Source organism: Paucilactobacillus salsurae, assembly GCF_054784995.1.
The window spans coordinates 18,179-35,600 of record NZ_BAAHWX010000014.1; the positions used below are offsets into that span (position 1 = coordinate 18,179).

The following is a 17,422-nucleotide window of genomic DNA, read 5'->3' on the forward strand; positions in this document are numbered from 1 at the left end:
TATGAGAATTTTTCATTTAAGAGCGTTTGTCATCAAGAGATGGCAAGCGTTCTTTTTGGTTACTGAAAATTTCTCATTTTATGTATAGAATTACACACTTTTTGCGATTTAGGAATCTGGCTAAGATGTAAGCATTAAGAGAAAGGGCTTGATTAAATGATAACGAGTTTAATTTATTCATTTTTAAATATGCATCATCTATTGCCGGTACTCGTTTCACAATATGGTGGGTTTGTGTACGCAGGCTTATTTGGCGTTATTTTTATTGAAACTGGCTTAGTGATTTTTCCGTTTTTACCAGGTGACTCACTATTGTTTCTAACTGGATCGCTAGCGGCAATGAGTGCACATTCACTGAATCATTTTGTTCTAATTGGATTACTTTCAATCGCAGCGATTGCAGGTGACAGTTTGAATTTTGAAATTGGCTCCAGATTCGGTAAACACTTAACAACGCCTAAATGGCAAAAGATCATTAAACCAAAACGATTACAGCAAGCACAGAAGTTCTTTAGTAACCATGGTAGTAGTGCAATCTTTCTAGGACGGTTCATGCCATTTATTCGAACACTCATTCCGTTTACTGCCGGCATTAGCAAAATGCCTTATCGGAAATTTGTGTTATTTAATATTTTTGGTGGCATTGCTTGGGTAAGTATTGCAATTTTAGCTGGTTACTTCTTTGGTAATATTGCCATTGTCAAAGCACATTTTGAATTGATTATGGTTGCAATTATCTTAGTTTCGCTAGTTCCCGCTGCCGTTATGACAGTACGCAACAAAATGACGTCGGTTTAAACTAAATTTTGGGAGTGAATGAAGTGCAAAAAAGTAAAAAATGGGCCATCACGGGCTTAATTGCTGGAATCTTATTTGTGGCATTAGCGACAAGTGTTGCAATTAATCCGCAATGGTTGGTGGCGTTTGAGAGCAGTGTTCAAGAATTTATGCAGTCCATTCAAAATCAACAATTAACTCAAGCGGGAACGACAATTAGTTTCTTCGGTAGTCCTGCAGTGGACTTATGTTGGACCGCTATTTTAGCAATTTTAATCTGGTTTGGTAGTCGCAACTTACTGCTAAGTCTGTGGATTGTGATGGTCCAAGTTGGTGGGGATGCAATTGCCCTCGTATTTAAAGAGTTGATTAAGCGACCGCGACCTGTTTTGCAACTGGTGAAAGATACCGGCTATAGTTTTCCAAGTGGGCATATGTTTGGCACAACAATTGTAGTGTTGACGCTATTATTTATTGTCGTTCCTATTTTACGAGATCAAGAAGTACAAGGATTGGTATCAGTACTGTCATTATTATGGCTGCTTTTTGTGGGCTTTTCACGGGTCTACCTTCGCGATCACTTTGCTACTGATATTTTGGGTAGCATCTCACTGGCACTAGCTTGGTGGGCAATCATGAGACGTGCTTACTTATGGGTGCAACAAACTGATTTTAAAAATTTAAAACTTCAACGACTAAAAGGAGAGAAATGAGCTTATGCAAAAATTGACAATTGTAATTCCAGCATTTAATGAAGAAGAGGTTTTACCTTCTTCACTGGAACGTTTAATGCAAATTGAGAATCAATTAATTGAAAATAAAACCATCAGTTCAAACTCTGATTTTTTGATTGTTGATGATGGATCTAAAGATGAAACTTGGAATATTATTCAAGCTGCTCATCAAAAAAATGGTCGGATTAACGGATTGAAGTTTAGTCGCAATTTTGGTCACCAATATGCCTTAATTGCGGGGATGCAGGCGGCAATCGAAACAGCAGACATGATTGTTTCAATTGACGCCGACTTACAAGATGATCCGGATAGCATTCCAGAAATGGTAACGAAGCATCTTAATGGTGTAGATATTGTGTATGGCATCAGGAACAATCGTGAAACCGATACTTTTTTCAAACGTAATAGTGCCATGATTTTTTATAAAACATTGCAACTATTAGGGGTTAGATTGATTCAAAATCACGCAGATTTTCGCCTGATGTCGAAAAGAGCGGTTGCGACATTAATGCAATATCATGAACGAAATCTGTTTATTCGAGGCATTATTCCGATGCTAGGGTTTGAAACAGATACTGTGTATTACAAACGAACACCTCGTTTGGCTGGAGAATCCAAATATCCATTGAAAAAAATGTTGGCTTTTGCCTGGGACGGTTTAACATCATTTTCAATTGCGCCAGTTCGCGCTGTCCTTTTTTTGGGCGTGGTAGCAAGTGCAATGGGAATCATCGCATTAGTATATTCTTTGGTGACTAAAGCGATGGGATTAACTGTTCACGGGTGGTCATCGTTAATGATTTCTATTTGGATTTTAGGTGGGCTACAAATGATTAGTCTAGGTGTGATTGGTGAGTACGTTGGTAAACTAACTACTGAGGTTAAAAAACGCCCCCGTTTCACAATTGAAGCAAAAACTAACGCAATGGAGAAAAAATAATGTCAAAAAAAATTGATATTCTCAAAATTTTTCCAGGTATTCTAATCCTTTGTTTGGCAATTGGAATTATCACCAACATTATGGTTCCCGTAAATATCAAATTATCAGCGTTATTGGTAATATTGGTAACTGTCGGAGCGCTTAGTGTACGACGCCTGAAATTCTGGTTACAAGGCTTAAAAATGAGAACCATCAATATTTGGATTGCTATTAGTTTGGTAGCGATGGTAATTGTACAATTAATAGTACTTAGATATTTACCAGCAACAGTATACCACGATCCATTTCGAGTTTTAGTGCAAGCCGAAACCATGAGCACAGGAGCACGAACTTGGAATTCTTCAACTTATTTTTGGCGCTATCCGAACAACGTGACGTTGGCATTTATTATGTCATTGTGGTTACGGTTCACAAATCTATTTGGCTTAAGTACGAATGTGGGATTACACATTTTGTCGATGACGTTTTTAGATTTGCTAATTGTGATGACAATTCGAACGATTAGAGTATTTTCTAAAAATAGGTTACTGCTGGTTGTAACAGTTGCATTTTTTGTTTTAAGTCCGTTTGCTTATACGTATTACCTGCAAGTATTTTACAGTGATTTACCGATTATGTTGGCCATCATTAGTTGTTTTAATATCCTTTTTCGCTGGTCGACATTTTCTAAAATTAAAAAAGGATTTGCAATTCCCTTTATATTTTTTTTGATTTTGTTGGCGCAATTAATAAAACCGAATTTTATTGTCTTTACAATTGCGATTTTGATTGTTGCGGTGGTGTTAATGCTTAAAGATAGAAAATTAGTTTTAAAAATGCTAATGCCGCTAGTGGTCATTATATTTGGATTTGCAGCAGCCAATCCTGTTCGAAATGCAATTAATCATGAGGTCAACTTTACGGCCAATACCCGGTATAAATTGCCCACCACGCACTGGATTTGGATGAGCTATAATCCGAAGAGTCATGGTACATACGTTGCTGGAGACGTCAAAAAAATGGAAAAACTTCCAAATACAAAGGCCAGGCAAACGTATTTAAAGAAGGCCTTACCACAGCGTTTAAAAAAATTAGGTATTAGGGGCATAATTAATCGCTGGCTAGTCAAAATCGGTATATTGCTAAATGTTGGTCGCTTATCGATTGCATATACAGGTGGCTACATTAGTGCACCACGCCAGTATGTCTCAATTAGTCCATACTTAAAGGTTATTGGTAATCTCGTTATGCGGTTAGGAATAATTTTCTTGTATATTTTTGCCATTTTGAAATTAGTAACGTTTTTAAGAACAGAATCTGTAGTTAGTGCACCAGTGAGTTATTTGGCCATCATTTTGGCGGTTGGCTATATTGCATTTCACGCGCTACTGTGGGAAACGGAAAGTCGCTATGGACAACCGATTTTACCATTATTGCTAATAGTAGTTAGCCAAGAAAACAAGCCTTTTGTTTGGACCCGTTTGAAAACAAGTGCTAAAAGATGGTTTGGGGCTGGTATCATTGCAGTGACGAGCGTCATTTTTCTAACAGAAAATGTGCCCTTATTTAACCACCAGTCAACCATTGTGGCCGCCCAACGTAGTCAATTATCAGAACAATACAATGCACAACCAACGGCTGTTGATGTGAATGCGTTTATTACACAGAATGTTGTTTTAAAACATCAAGCAACATCATTTAGCATTGGTGCAGCACAAAATACTGATTTAGAAGCAACCTTAGTTAACTTGGATAATCATGAAACGTATCAATTTGTCAAACATGGTAGTGATATGATCGTGAAACATGCATTGAAGGCGGGACAATATGAAATCATGTTAAGAAATATTGGTGATGAAAAGCAGTATGTATTGATCACAAGAACGCAAAATTATAAATTAGCAGCTGAACCAATTTATGTTAATGGTCATGCTGATGAGTATGGATCACTCGTTTATTTGGCAAAATATAAAAGATAAGTGATTCATAAGTTTTGCAGGTTTGCTTAACGGATTAATTGACTTATTAGATGACAAACAACTATAATTTCATTAATAACAAAGAAATGAGGGTTTGCAAATGGCTGAAGAAACGACATTTACGACTAGCGAATTAAAACAATATGATGGTAAGAACGGCAACAAAGCCTATGTGGCTATTGACGGATTGGTTTATGACTTATCCGCAGTACCTGCTTGGTATAATGGCGATCATCATGGCTTACATGCAGGAAATGATTTGTCGGCAGAAATCATGAAAGCCCCACATCAAAAAAGTGTGTTAGCTAAACTACAAGTTGTGGGTAAATTAGTATAGAAAAAAAGTTGATGGAAAATTCCATCAACTTTTTTTAGTATTCGCCTTTGATCACAAAAAATGATCCGCGAATGGTGCCAGCTAATTTTGATTTTTGCCGTGCAAATTTGAACTTACCTTCGAATTCTTTGGGGATGTCCATGCCATCGGATAGTTTAAAACCAACGGCTCTTTTACCACCTTCAGTAATCGTGTATAGAACATTGACACACAGTCCATTTTCGTAAAAAATATAGGCCCATTTAACGTCATCAATTTGAAATTCGCTAACTTCCAGTGGGTTAGTGCTAAATTGCATGTCACGTTCTTTTAAAATAGTGTTAATCCACGTAATGGTTTCTGGTGCTTGTGCAGCCGGGACAGTGATAAATTCATGCTTATACTTATTCCAAAAGTAACGGGCTTCATTTGCGCGCAACCCAGCAAGTGCATCAGCCACGGGGGAGCTTTCCAATCCAACCGTTGAAACTTGTTTAAAATCGACCTTGTATGCCATTTCAGCATCTCCTTTAAAATACATCTTAATTAATAAAATAGCGAAAATTGGATTAAATTGCAATTTGAATAGAAAAAATCTTACTTGCAAAGAATTGTAGTTGCAGCAAGTAAGATTTTGTTGAAACTTCCTCGGATGATTAGGTATCAACTGAAAGAAGTGATTATGATTACTTATAATCAACAACGATTATACTTGTAATGGTCGAGAAAACAATACTTTTCCCGATATATTTTCAAAAAAATTAACATAGTAAACTAGTTTGAATAATCAATTAGTTACTTGTATGCCACAAAAACTTAATAAACAGCTTGTTAACGCGTTTATTATTTTGATGCAATCCAGAGTGACTTACTTTAATGATTTTCACATTTTTGATAGCAGGACGGTGATTTTTTAGTAAGTAGTTGATTGATAAGGCAGATTGAGTCGTTACCTGACCATCTGAATGACTACCATCATTCAAATCACCGTAGATGTTTAAAATTTTAGTTTGTTTAGGGAACTTGCTACTCCAGTCTAATAATGATTGATAACTTGGATACCAATTGTTTTCAGAGTAAAAAGTCTTGGGTTTATCATGTTTCAGCAATTGGTTTTGATTAGCGGCGTCGTTCATGCCAATCACCCCATTAAAGGGACCAGCTAAGATCACGTATTTATTTAGTTTGGGTAAATTGGTATTGTTCGTGACAGTTTCAAATAAGGTCACATTACCGGCAGAATGAGCGACCACATTATACTTAGTCATGTGATCTTGTGATTGAAGTGCACGTAGTACATTTGTTAACCATTGTGACTGAGTTTTAATACTAGCTTCATTATTTAAAAAATTCACCTGAATTAATGGACGTTTGATCTTAGTAGAATAATGTCCTGAGACGCTTAAACTGCCATCTGAGCTAACATTGATTGTCATCATTTTCTTAGCACCGTCTTTTTTGGCGGCGCTAATTAGTTGATCCGTAGATTTATGCGATCCGCCTAGGCCATGAATAAAGATAGTTGGTGTCTGGCGAGTGGCCGCCTGAACAGGTTGAGGAATGCACAAGATAAAAAAGAAAAGTAAGGTAACCATAAAAACGGTTTTGTTTTTCAAAATATTGGTACTCCCATATATAGAATAGTTCGAGTATACCATCTGTTAATAGGCAAATAAAAAGACCAAATCAATTTTTAGATTTGATCTTTCAAAATATTATTTATCCGGGGATCATCCAAGTAAACACATAAGCTTGCAATAAAGTGATTATTCCAGCAATGACAAGGAATAATAAACTGCTTTTAACGGTGAATCTGAACAGTTTTGATTCACTACCAACGATTCCGACGGCTGCAGCTGCGATGGCAATGGATTGTGGCGAAATCATTTTACCAGTGACACCTCCTGTAGTGTTAGCAGCCACAAGGAGAACATCACTCACGTGAATTTGGTGGGCGGTGATAGCTTGTAGATTTGAGAAAAGCGCGTTTGCAGAGGTATCAGAGCCAGTTAGGAACACACCAAGCCAGCCTAAAAATGGAGAGAAGAATGGGAAGGCTTTACCCGTTTTTGCTAAGGCGAGCGCTAAGGTCGACGATAATCCTGAATAGTTAGCAATGAAGGCAAAACTTAATACCAAACCAATTGAAATAATTGGCAAATAAAGTTCCTTTAGTGTTTCACCAAACGTTTTAATAGCGTCTTTTGGTTTCATTTTTAAAATTACAATTGAAATTAGACAGGCAACTAAAATTGCCGTTCCAGTTGCTTGAATAAGATCAAGCTTGAAGATTGCTTCGTAAGGTGTTTTTTCACTAACAATGGGCGTACTTTTGTAGACCAAATTATCTAGGAAGGGTACATGAATTGAGAGTGTTGTTTTTTCGAGAAAACCACCAGGTAAAAATAGTTTCTTAAAGAATCCCTGGGTCCAAATCACCACCATAATTGTCAAAACTAAAAATGGTGACCAGGCTTTAGTAACTTTGCCAAATGTTAATTTCGTCGCTGATGATTGATTATTTTGATCTAGTGCATTACTTGTCATTTTGAGGTCACTGGTGGTTTCGACTGGTCCTGCAGAAGTTTGATAAATTTCTTTTGGTTGCCAAACTTTCAGAAAACCAGCAACTAATACTAAGCTAACAAGTGCAGATGTGATATCTGGTAGTTGTGGTCCTAAATAAGTTGAAGTGAAAAATTGAGTGAGGGCAAATGAAACACCAGCTACAGTTAAAGCTGGCCAGGTTTGTTTAACACCTTTAATTCCATCCATTAGGAATACAATAAAGAACGGTACGAAAACGGACATTAATGGTAGTTGGTGCCCCGCCATTGCACCAATTAAATGGGGTGAAATGCCAGTCACTTCACCGGACACAGTAATCGGTATTCCCATGGCACCAAAGGCCACTGGAGCTGTATTTGCAATCAGGCACAAGCCAGCTGCATATATAGGTTCTAAGCCCAGGCCGGTTAATAATGCCGCAGTGATTGCTACTGGCGCACCAAATCCTGCAGCACCTTCAAGAAACGCACCAAACGAAAAACCAACTAAAATGACCAATAATCGATGATCGGCTGTAATTGACAATACAGATTGTCGAATGATTTCAAAATAACCAGTTTTCACACTAATTTTGTACAAAAAAACAGACATGACAATAATCCATGAAATAGGCCATAGGCCGTATAAGAAACCATAAGCAAGAGCCGAAATACCCATTATAACAGGCATGTGGTATAAAAATAAGGCAACACCAAGAGCCAAAATAACGGTAATTAGCCCAGCAATATGACCTTTCATTCTAAAAATAGTTAACGCCAAGAAAAAGAAAATAATTGGAATAAGTGCAATAGCAGCAGAAAGCCAAATATTATTGAGGGGGTTGTATACTTGAGTCCAGGTAGTCATGAGTAAAGCCTCCTTTATTAAAGTGATTAGTAAAAACGTATGGTTCCAACATTTAAAGTTAATGTATCATAATTTTTTAATTAAAGAAAGCGTTTTCATTTAAATTAAATTAGTATAAATGTGCATTATTACTCAACGATGTTAATTAAATAGTGAATATTATTGAGAAAACGCAATTAATCAATGTTTATAACTACACAATCTCATTAAATATTAATAAAAATTTTTTACCAATTAGTTTCCCATTGAAATCATTTTTTAATTTACGATAATTGTCCTCGATTTGAATTTTTAATATAATCAAATTTATTTATGACTTTAGGAGAAGAATGATGTTAATAAAAAGTATAAAAGAAAAAAATTTTTCAGAAGTAAGGCAATTGATTACTATCACTTTTTCGAATTCAGAGATTGGCTATCATTAAGAAGCAGAATTAGTTGATGAATTGAGACAGTTGCCATCGTATCAACGGCAGCTAGAGGTAGTTGCTGTTGAAAAGAACTTAATCATCGGTCATGGATTATTGAGTAAAGTTGTGATCGAACAAGCGGATGGACAGTTAGCAGGCTTGGTTTTAGCGCCATTAGATGTTTTGACAACTCATCAAAAACAAGGCGTTGGTGCTGCCTTGATTCATGAATTAGAAAAACGTACCTCGGCACAAAGGGTTGCTTTTATTACTATTATTGGTCATCCATCTTACTATCCTAAATTTGGCTACCAGCCGGCTGCGACTTTTAATGTGACAGGAGATTTCGAAGTGCCTGCTGAAGTTTTTATGATTAAACCGCTGGGCAATGTTAAGCCTAAAGATTTGGTCGGCAAATTAATATTTGATCCTGTGTTTGGAATGAATGATTAAAAAAATGTTTCATTTTGAGCGATTTGATTGTTTCAGAAGTTGATTCAGAGTAAAATGCCTGTAATCAAAGAAAAAGGAAGTGAAACGATGCAACTAATTTTTAGCAAATTATTATGGGGTAGTGCCACAATTTTGGGATTAGCTGGCGGAATTGTAGGCACATTGCTACCAATCATTCCTGGCATTCCGTTCTTTATTCTTGCGATTTTTAGTCTTAGCAAAGTTTCACCAAAATTTCACCGGTGGTTGACGCATACCAGACCATTTGAATGGTTAAATCGTAAGGAACCTAAATTGGCAAAATGGATTGCAAAATAATAAAAAACAAAGGCGGTCACATGAGTTGTGATCGCTTTTGTATTAAATAGGAGTTTTTATGGATATTGACATAAACAAATGGCCACTAATTTTTCAACGTGATGAGTTTTCGTTTCGTATTTTGAAACAGCAATTAACAACTAGCCAAATCACGCAAATTAAACAAGACTATCAGACAGTGTGGCAACAGTGGAAAGCTTGCAATTTAGAAGTCGCATCTCACTTAGATCTTGGTCAGCCTAAAATTGAAAGTTGGACGAATGGCTGGAAAATTCGTGATCATTTTTGGGCTTGTTATCGGTTGAAGAATAATAATGCATGTTTGGCGGTATTAGTGAACGCAAAGCAGATTCAAGTGTATCTGATGTTTCAGCGCTATCAACAAGAAAACAGAGAAGGAACTCACGAGGCATACGTCATGAGTTTGAAAACCAAGGTGCCAAATTGGAGTCATGAAGTAAATGTTGATGATTTTGTTGTTTCAGATAACCTTGAAGTTGGTGAACGACAAGCGCTGTCGAGTTGGTTGAAATCACCAATTGTACCGATGGATCAAGTAGGAAAGGTTTGGACATTTCCTTTGATTTTAAATTTCAGTGAGTTTGAACGTGAATGGGTAAAAACACTTTCAGAACTTGCTATTTTATACCGCGCCATAATATAAAACCGTAGACGTAACAATACGCCTACGGTTTTTTTAAATATTAAACGAGTCGATATGATTAAGTAAAACTGCGTTTCGATTAATTTTAGCGAATGCTTTGGCCTCGTTCAAAAGTTCATTGATTTCTTTAGTTGAATGGTGAGTGGCTTTGGCGTTTTGAGCTTGCCTAAAACGAATTCGTGCCACGTAATAGGTAACATGGTTGTCAGCACAGATATCATAACCATAGTTTAGCAATGAATCACTAGTTTCAAAATCTTGAATTTCTGCGAAATATTCAGAAGTGTAAAAAACAATGGTTAATACACGCCAAACAGCTTTTTCGTTTGTTAATGACAGTTGATGTAACTGGGCAAAAACTTTTTGGAAATAAAAGTTGCCTTTATCAATTTCATGATGCTTACTGTAGGCTAATCCAATTCCTGTGTAAGCTAATTGGCTGAAGACAGATTCATGCTGTTCGTCCAAACCATTAATAATTTGATCAAAGTAGTAGACAACTTCAGCAATTGAATGACCGGTCAAGACTTGAATGAAGCCCTTAATGAAATAATATTGCATTTTGCCGTCGGTAGTTAACTGATCAATGTTAATTTGGTCAAGTTGCTTTTGCGCATCTTGATATTCACTGGTAATCAGTGTGAATTCTGCACTATTTAGTAATTGTTCTTGTGTGCTGTTAGCAGACTGTGACGAAACGGGGAAAATATCATCTAGTGTGATATTTAAACGAGCACAAAGTCTTGCTAAAATTTTTAGTGAGGGCGCTTTACCGAGATTTTCAAACTTACTTAATGTTGCTTGTGTGCAAATTCCTTTTGAGAGTTCATTTTGCGTTAGGCCGGCTCTATGGCGCGCCTCAATAAAATATTGTATGTTCATTGTCACCATTCCAATTTTTTAATGAACTTATTGTAACAATAAAATCGCCTAAATTCTAACTAAGTTTTGCTAAGAATCCTTCCAAGAAGCTATTTGAATCGCCAACGTACTTATAATCAGAACTCTCAAATATTGGTGCTTTGGCATCTTTATTCACCGAGATAACGGTTTTGGCATTTTTAATACCAACGCTATATTGAACAGCACCGGAAATACCAACGTTAATTAACAAATCAGGGGCCACGGTACTACCACTTTGCCCAATTTGTTGCTCATGGCTGAATCCATCAAGGTCAGTCAATGGACGACTGACGGCAATGACGGCACCAATTTTAACGGCAATTTGTTTTGCTAGATCAACGGCTTTTTCATTTGCTGCGCCGCGACCTAAGGCGATAATCCGACTGGCACTAGCAATGTTTGTTTCATCAGCAACCAATGCAGTTTCATCATTAACTTGAATCAATGGATCAGTGCCCACATTGATTGATTCAGTGATGATTTCAGCATTGGCCGGGTGTGAATCATCAGCAGTGAATGTATTAGGTCGGACAGTTGCCATCTGTGGTCGAGCATCAGGACAGATAATCTCGCACATAATATTATCGCCATATGATGGCTTGACTGCAATTAATAAATTATCTTCAACCCGAAAATCTAAACAGTCGGCGGTTAAACCGGTTTCCAGCGCACCTTGAACACGTGGTGCAATCGAGCGACCTTCAATTGTGGCCCCAAATAAGAAAATATTAGGATGATATTTTTGTACTAATTGAACTAAAACATCACTGGCAACAGTATCACTAGCATTATTTAACTGATCATTTTTAACAACGATGACTTGATCAGCACCGTATTTCCCCAATTGCTCCTCAAAAGACTGACTGGTAGTTTCTAGCAAAATGGCACTAACAGGTTCTGAACTAATTGATTTTGCTTTAGTTAATAATTGCAATCCACTCGGATCTAATTGGTTAAAGTGAGTTTCAATAAATACCCAAGTTCCTTGATTATTCATGTTGGATAACCTCCTTAAAGTAAACTTTTTGCGGATAATTCAGTAATGAGCTGTGTTGCAGCAGCATTGGCATCATCTGGAAGTTGAACTGCATTGCGGCTGACCTTTTCAGGTGAGAAAACCTTGTTAACCACAGTGGGAGAGCCAGCTTGGCCGATTTTTGCCGCATTCAGTTGTAAATCATTTTCGTTCCATGAAGTGATTTCTTGGTCAAAACTTAAGACGATGTTGCGCGGTGTTTCATAACGTGGTTTGTTTAATTCACTTCTAGTTGTCACAACAGCAGGTAATGTAACTGTGATTTCCGATTCACTGTGGTCTAATAAACGTTTAGCCACTAGTTTATTATCACCGACAACGCGAAGATTATTGACATAAGTTGCTTGCGGTAGATTTAATTTTTGTGCGACTAACGGTCCAACTTGACCGGTATCAGCATCAATGGCTTGACGCCCAAAAATAACCATATCAACGTTACCAATTTTCTCGATGGCGGCGGCTAGTACTTCAGCGGTTGCTAGTGTATCTGAACCTGCGAAAGCACGTGAACTGAGTAAAATACCTTGATCGGCACCCATTGCTAATGCACTTCTTAATGCCATAATTGTGTCGTTTGGGCCCATTGACATGACAATGATTTCAGCGTCAGTTTCATCTTTGATTGCTAAAGCTGCTTCCAGAGCATTTTTATCAAAGGGGTTGATGATGCCAGCGACACCTTCACGAACTAAATTATTAGTTTTGGGATTGATCTTAACGTGATCAGTTTCTGGGACTTGTTTAATACCTACAACAATACGCATGATAAAACCTCCTATTTATCAAATTCTGCTTTAGCAATTTCCATATGCATTTTTTCAATGGTTCCTTCTGCAATTTCCAGAGCTCGGGCGTCACGAATGAGGTGTTCAATGGGGTATTCGCGACTGTAACCATAACCTGCCAAAATTTGTAAAGCATCGTCACCAGCCTTAACCGCAGATTTACTCCCAAACGTTTTAGCCATCGCGGCTTCTTCCATGTATGGTTGACCGTTTTGCTTTTTGATGGCTGCTTGTTGATAAACTAATTTGGTCAGCTCTTTGGCGATAGCAATATTGGCAACTTTTTGCTGGGTAACCTGAAGTTCGGTTAAAGGAGTATCCAAGGCCTTGCGTTCCTTAGCGTAATCAGTCGCAATTTTTAAAGCATGTTCCATAATGCCGGTTAGAACGGCGCCCATCAAAATACGAGCATCGTCATGCGCTTGTTCCGCGATTTCTAAACCTTGGCCCTGTTTTCCTAATAGGTGAGATTCCTCTACGACCACATTGTCCATGACAATTTCGCCAAAGGTTGTTCCACGTAGTCCAATGAAGTCTTCTTGCTTGCCATAACTGAATCCTGGCATATCTTTATCAACAACAAAACAAGAGAATTCATTTTCACCACTTCGAACCAGAACGACAAATACTTCAGCAGTTCCACCGTTAGTAATCATGACCTTATCACCATTTAAAACCCAATGATTTCCTTCTTTAGTTGCAGTTGAAGAAATTCCTTTGGGATTTGAACCACCAGAAGGTTCAGTATTTGAAAATGCAAAAATTCGTTTTGTTGCTGTAGGAAAATACTCTTTCAGCAGTGCCTCATTACCATACTTTTTAAATTGGTCTAACGTTTTGTAGTGACCTTCAAGCATGACCCCGACACTGGCATTGCCATAAGATAGATCATTAATTGTTTGAGCAGTAGCTACTGGGTCAAAATCTGCACCGTCATATTCAAGAGGTAAGGTCAGTCCTAAAAATCCTGTCTTAATCAATTTATTAAAGATATCATTTACCAATTTTCCTTGGTGATCAATTTCTAAATCAAAGGGGCTAACCTCATTTTTAGTAAAATCAGTTACCATTTGGTGCAACATAGTTTGTTTGTCAGTAAATCTATTATCAAACATCGTATAGCGCTCCTTTCTGCTCATTTTTTCACAAATTTATAAAAACGCTTACATCTATATTAAACTGTATTGTCAATCGGAAGTCAATATATATTTTTGGAATATTATGTAATTCAAGCAATATATTAGCTTTTTTACAGTTTGAAGACTAGAATCGACCCAGATAAGGTTGAGGGGGCAATACGGTATTCTTTTTGTATAATTTCACGCTACTTTGTATGTTGCTAGTCACTTGTTTATACATACTACTGGCTAATTTTTTGTTAACAAGTTAATTTATTGCAGATTAATATATAGGGTTGTTTTTTTTTTTAGGTAAAAATTACTTTGTTAACGGTGTGTTGTAAATTTTGTACAAAGTATTTGAAACTGCTTTATGAAGTGCTAGTATACAGTTGTGTAAATAAGAATAGGTCAAACTTTAATGTTAAAAGAGGGTCATCGAATGGCATATAAAAAATTAAGAAAATTAGCCAAAGATAGTAGTGTTGAAAAGAAACGTTTTAAATTGTACAAGTCCGGACGTAATTGGATGGTAGCTGGTCTAGCTACAGTTACTTTTGGTTTGGCGCAACTTGGCTTTTCACAGATACAGTCTGTTCATGCTGATACGACTGATGATGAGGTAAGTGCAACAAGTGCTGCCGGCGCAAACACGAATATTCAAGAGAAAACAGTTGCGTTATCAACGGCTGCAGCAAGTGGACAACCTTCAGTAGTACAAAATGGGAATGATAGTGGTAGTGGTAGTGGATCATCTTCTGTAGCCCATAGTTCATTCGCTGCACAATCAAGTGCATCTGCAGATCCAAGTGCCACAAATAGTTCAGTGGCTGCACAATCAAGTACATCTGCAGATTCAAGTACCGCAAATAGTTCAGCCACTGCACAATCAAGTGACTCGACAGGATCTACTGCACCAGTCAGTTCAGTCACACCGCAAGTGAAAACGTTTGTGGATGCAACTTTTCAAGCTGCAGCAGCTGATCCTGCAGGTACAACTACAACATTGCCTGCTGGATTTAGTGTGAGTGATCCTGACTATCCATCTGGTACTTATCATTATTCTGAAGACAGCAACTGGTATACTTTTGCACAGATGAACTCAGTAACGTTTGCGATTGACCGAACTGATTTAAAAACTATTCAAATTGGAATTGTAGGTGCTGATGGTACATTAAGTCAGGTTCAAAATTTGCCAACAGACGGCAGCTCCCTGACATATGGTGGGCTCGTAATTCACAATGATGAAGATTCGATTTATGTAAATTCACCTTCAAGTATGTCATATATTTTTGATGTGCTTCAATATCCCGAAGGAACCAGTGGCTATAGTGGTTTTTCGTTTTTTAAGCCTCTGAAACAAACACAGAAAACAGAGTACCTTGACCAAAATGGAAAAGAAATTGCTGATTCCGTAACAATGACGGGACTATCGGGTCAGAAATATTCAACTTCTGCTTCTGATCAGTTAAGTGGTTATACGCCTACAGATTCTGGAAATACTGATGGGACTATGTCTCCTTGGATGGAAAATGGGCAACAAAGGAAACAGGTTGTTTACAATGCCGATGGTACAAAAAAAGGAACAATCACATATACAGTTGTCGATGTTAACAAAGGGACTATTGATTGGGTAGCGTCTGATGCAGTGAGTGATAAAGGTGAACTCACTTATGACAGTAAGACTGGTACAAAATCTTCTGGTAAAGCCTTTGGCAACTATACTGTAAAAAATCCATATATTCCCCAAACAACGAATATTACCTATACGTATAACGCACAAGATGTCACAATAAAAGTTAAATATGTTGATGAGAATGGTGTTGAAATTCAACCACAACAAGAGATTTCTAGTTTATATAACGAAGAAACAGATATACCTGAGCCTTCAATAACAGGTTATACTTATGATTCTTCTTATTTGGCAACTAAAACTGATAATCCCGCTTCATATACTGTGTCGGACTTAACAGCTGATAATATCGTCACATTACATTATCTTGCAAATGATGAAAACATAAATATTCAACATGTCGATGAAGCTGGTAATGTCATTGTCAATAAAGATGGTACTTCAACTGATACAGTTATTTCTGAAAAATATAATTCAATAATAGATCTTGCAAAAACAGATAAGAATTATGAAGTTTATGATTATGAAATAGATCCACAAAGTCCGAAGACGTATACAGTAGTTGACGGCGAAAACGATGTCATTTTGAAGTACATTCAACAACAGGATGTAACGGTTAATTATGTTGATCAAAATGGAAATGCCATTGATGCCACATTATTAACAAATGCGCCACAAACGTTAAAGGGAATCATTGGTGAGAATATTGCAGTGACAAGCCCTGCAATTGCTGGTTATTCTGCATATAAGAATAATCCTACAAACTATACGGTAGTGGATGGTACAAATAGTATCACCTTAAAGTATGTGCAAACAAAAATGACTGTTTCTGTTACAACCAGCGGAGATGGTGATTCATTTACCTATGTAATCGTGGATGGTAACGGAAATCCTATTACATCGGGTAATAGTGTTGATACAAATGATGCTAATAGTCCCAAATGGCCTAGTGGTTTAACCGCCGATCAAATTGCATCTCCTAATCCTAACAAATCAACTATGAACGATAATGATCTTGACAGGGTTATTTCGGAAACGGTTCAAGCATACACAGTCACTGCGTCTGGAACACAGTTAACATCACCCGCAAACAGTTACTATGAAGTTTATTTCACCAGACCTGCAACAATTGATTTTAGTGATCCAGACAATCCAACAGTGACCTATGGGGATTGGACAGCAGTTAAAGGGAAATTAACTTCAGAAGATTCAATACAAATGGGGCTAACACCGGGACTTGACTATACAAGTGCATATGTGCCAAAAGTTCAAGACAGTTCTAAAGGTCAAACGGTAGTTGCCTATGATGGTAACGGAAAAGAAATTCAACTTTCAAACATGTCTGTTGCTGGTGATTCCTATAAGGTAATTCCTGCGGTTCAAATGACACCAGATAGTAAAGATCTGACATACTATGTCATTACATTTAAAACAGATGTAGTTTCAAAGAACTTTACAAGAACTATTCATTATGAAACTGCTGATGGGACAACTCTAAAAGAAGATACCACGCAAAACGTTACTGTATCAAAACAGTCTCAACTTGACGTGACGACACCTGCAAGTCCAAAACTTGTATTGACTGATTGGTCAGGTAATCCTGACGCATTCGCTGCAGTAGAAGCACCTGTTATTGAAGGATATACGGCTACTAATAATGCTAGTGAGGCCACAGTTGACGGAGATACTACTGCAACCAACACTGAAGTCACAATTGTTTACACACCAAATTCAACTACTGCTGATGTCGTAATCAATACAAATGATGGACCAAAAACGGTCACAACCGTGACGGGCACAACTGGGCAAACAATCCAAGTGACAGTGCCAGTTAAGCCAGGCTACACAGCTGCTCCTACAACTGTGCCAGCCACAGTTAACCCAGATGGAACGATTACGACAACTGAAAAGGTTACCTATACGCCGGAGACTCATGACTATAGCATTACACCTGTTGATGCAG

The 17,422-nt window shown here is 37.4% G+C and carries 16 protein-coding genes; 9 read left to right on the forward strand and 7 right to left on the reverse strand.

Annotated elements, in window-relative coordinates:
- Positions 1–156: 156 nt before the first annotated feature.
- The 5 genes from ACYVQZ_RS08950 to ACYVQZ_RS08970 all read left to right on the forward strand — a co-directional run bounded on the left by ACYVQZ_RS08950 (position 157) and on the right by ACYVQZ_RS08970 (position 4,746).
- The gene (locus tag ACYVQZ_RS08950; protein ID WP_461241041.1) at positions 157–798 is read left to right on the forward strand and encodes a VTT domain-containing protein; all 642 of its coding nucleotides are present in this window, start codon (positions 157–159) and stop codon (positions 796–798) included.
- Between the two features lie 23 nt (positions 799–821).
- On the forward strand, positions 822–1,490 hold the full coding sequence (locus ACYVQZ_RS08955) for a phosphatase PAP2 family protein (RefSeq protein ID WP_461241042.1): 669 nt from the start codon (positions 822–824) through the stop codon (positions 1,488–1,490).
- Positions 1,491–1,494: 4 nt separating this feature from the next.
- A complete protein-coding gene (locus ACYVQZ_RS08960; protein ID WP_461241043.1) occupies positions 1,495–2,451 on the forward strand; it encodes a glycosyltransferase family 2 protein in 957 nt (318 codons plus the stop codon).
- Positions 2,451–4,409 carry a hypothetical protein gene (locus ACYVQZ_RS08965; protein ID WP_461241044.1) on the forward strand — a complete coding sequence of 653 codons (1,959 nt, stop codon included), beginning with the start codon at positions 2,451–2,453 and terminating at the stop codon, positions 4,407–4,409. The genes ACYVQZ_RS08960 and ACYVQZ_RS08965 overlap by 1 nt, the downstream gene beginning before the upstream one ends.
- 100 nt (positions 4,410–4,509) lie before the next feature.
- Positions 4,510–4,746 carry a cytochrome b5 domain-containing protein gene (locus ACYVQZ_RS08970; protein WP_461241045.1) on the forward strand — a complete coding sequence of 79 codons (237 nt, stop codon included), beginning with the start codon at positions 4,510–4,512 and terminating at the stop codon, positions 4,744–4,746.
- Between the two features lie 34 nt (positions 4,747–4,780).
- On the opposite strand, the gene ACYVQZ_RS08975 is transcribed toward ACYVQZ_RS08970, so the two are convergent.
- The 3 genes from ACYVQZ_RS08975 to ACYVQZ_RS08985 form a co-directional block, all read right to left on the reverse strand.
- Positions 4,781–5,242: a phage tail protein gene (locus tag ACYVQZ_RS08975; RefSeq protein WP_461241046.1), complete on the reverse strand. Its 462-nt coding sequence runs from the start codon at positions 5,240–5,242 to the stop codon at positions 4,781–4,783.
- A 274-nt stretch (positions 5,243–5,516) separates the two neighbouring features.
- Positions 5,517–6,341 (reverse strand): alpha/beta hydrolase, encoded by an 825-nt coding sequence (locus ACYVQZ_RS08980; protein ID WP_461241047.1) that lies wholly within the window; start codon positions 6,339–6,341, stop codon positions 5,517–5,519.
- Positions 6,342–6,444: 103 nt separating this feature from the next.
- Positions 6,445–8,139: a lactate permease LctP family transporter gene (locus ACYVQZ_RS08985; protein ID WP_461241048.1), complete on the reverse strand. Its 1,695-nt coding sequence runs from the start codon at positions 8,137–8,139 to the stop codon at positions 6,445–6,447.
- A gap of 455 nt (positions 8,140–8,594) precedes the next feature.
- Here ACYVQZ_RS08985 and ACYVQZ_RS08990 point away from each other — a divergent pair, with 455 nt between their 5' ends.
- The 3 genes from ACYVQZ_RS08990 to ACYVQZ_RS09000 all read left to right on the forward strand — a co-directional run bounded on the left by ACYVQZ_RS08990 (position 8,595) and on the right by ACYVQZ_RS09000 (position 9,984).
- Entirely contained in the window at positions 8,595–9,002 is a 408-nt protein-coding gene (locus ACYVQZ_RS08990) for a GNAT family N-acetyltransferase (protein ID WP_461241049.1), read from the forward strand.
- An 87-nt stretch (positions 9,003–9,089) separates the two neighbouring features.
- The gene (locus ACYVQZ_RS08995; protein WP_461241050.1) at positions 9,090–9,320 is read left to right on the forward strand and encodes a DUF454 family protein; all 231 of its coding nucleotides are present in this window, start codon (positions 9,090–9,092) and stop codon (positions 9,318–9,320) included.
- A gap of 58 nt (positions 9,321–9,378) precedes the next feature.
- On the forward strand, positions 9,379–9,984 hold the full coding sequence (locus ACYVQZ_RS09000; RefSeq protein WP_461241051.1) for an HI_0552 family protein: 606 nt from the start codon (positions 9,379–9,381) through the stop codon (positions 9,982–9,984).
- A 33-nt stretch (positions 9,985–10,017) separates the two neighbouring features.
- Here ACYVQZ_RS09000 and ACYVQZ_RS09005 read toward each other — a convergent pair whose 3' ends face one another.
- The 4 genes from ACYVQZ_RS09005 to ACYVQZ_RS09020 are packed head-to-tail and all read right to left on the reverse strand — an operon-like array spanning position 10,018 to position 13,823.
- Positions 10,018–10,866 (reverse strand): helix-turn-helix domain-containing protein, encoded by an 849-nt coding sequence (locus ACYVQZ_RS09005; RefSeq protein ID WP_461241052.1) that lies wholly within the window; start codon positions 10,864–10,866, stop codon positions 10,018–10,020.
- Between the two features lie 55 nt (positions 10,867–10,921).
- A complete protein-coding gene (locus ACYVQZ_RS09010; RefSeq protein WP_461241053.1) occupies positions 10,922–11,884 on the reverse strand; it encodes an electron transfer flavoprotein subunit alpha/FixB family protein in 963 nt (320 codons plus the stop codon).
- Positions 11,885–11,898: 14 nt separating this feature from the next.
- Positions 11,899–12,687 carry an electron transfer flavoprotein subunit beta/FixA family protein gene (locus ACYVQZ_RS09015; RefSeq protein WP_461241054.1) on the reverse strand — a complete coding sequence of 263 codons (789 nt, stop codon included), beginning with the start codon at positions 12,685–12,687 and terminating at the stop codon, positions 11,899–11,901.
- An 11-nt stretch (positions 12,688–12,698) separates the two neighbouring features.
- Positions 12,699–13,823 (reverse strand): acyl-CoA dehydrogenase family protein, encoded by a 1,125-nt coding sequence (locus ACYVQZ_RS09020; RefSeq protein WP_461241055.1) that lies wholly within the window; start codon positions 13,821–13,823, stop codon positions 12,699–12,701.
- 445 nt (positions 13,824–14,268) lie between these two features.
- Between ACYVQZ_RS09020 and ACYVQZ_RS09025 the strand changes: the two genes are divergently transcribed.
- Positions 14,269–17,422: MucBP domain-containing protein (locus ACYVQZ_RS09025; RefSeq protein WP_461241056.1), on the forward strand; the 3,154-nt coding region annotated here is incomplete at its 3' end.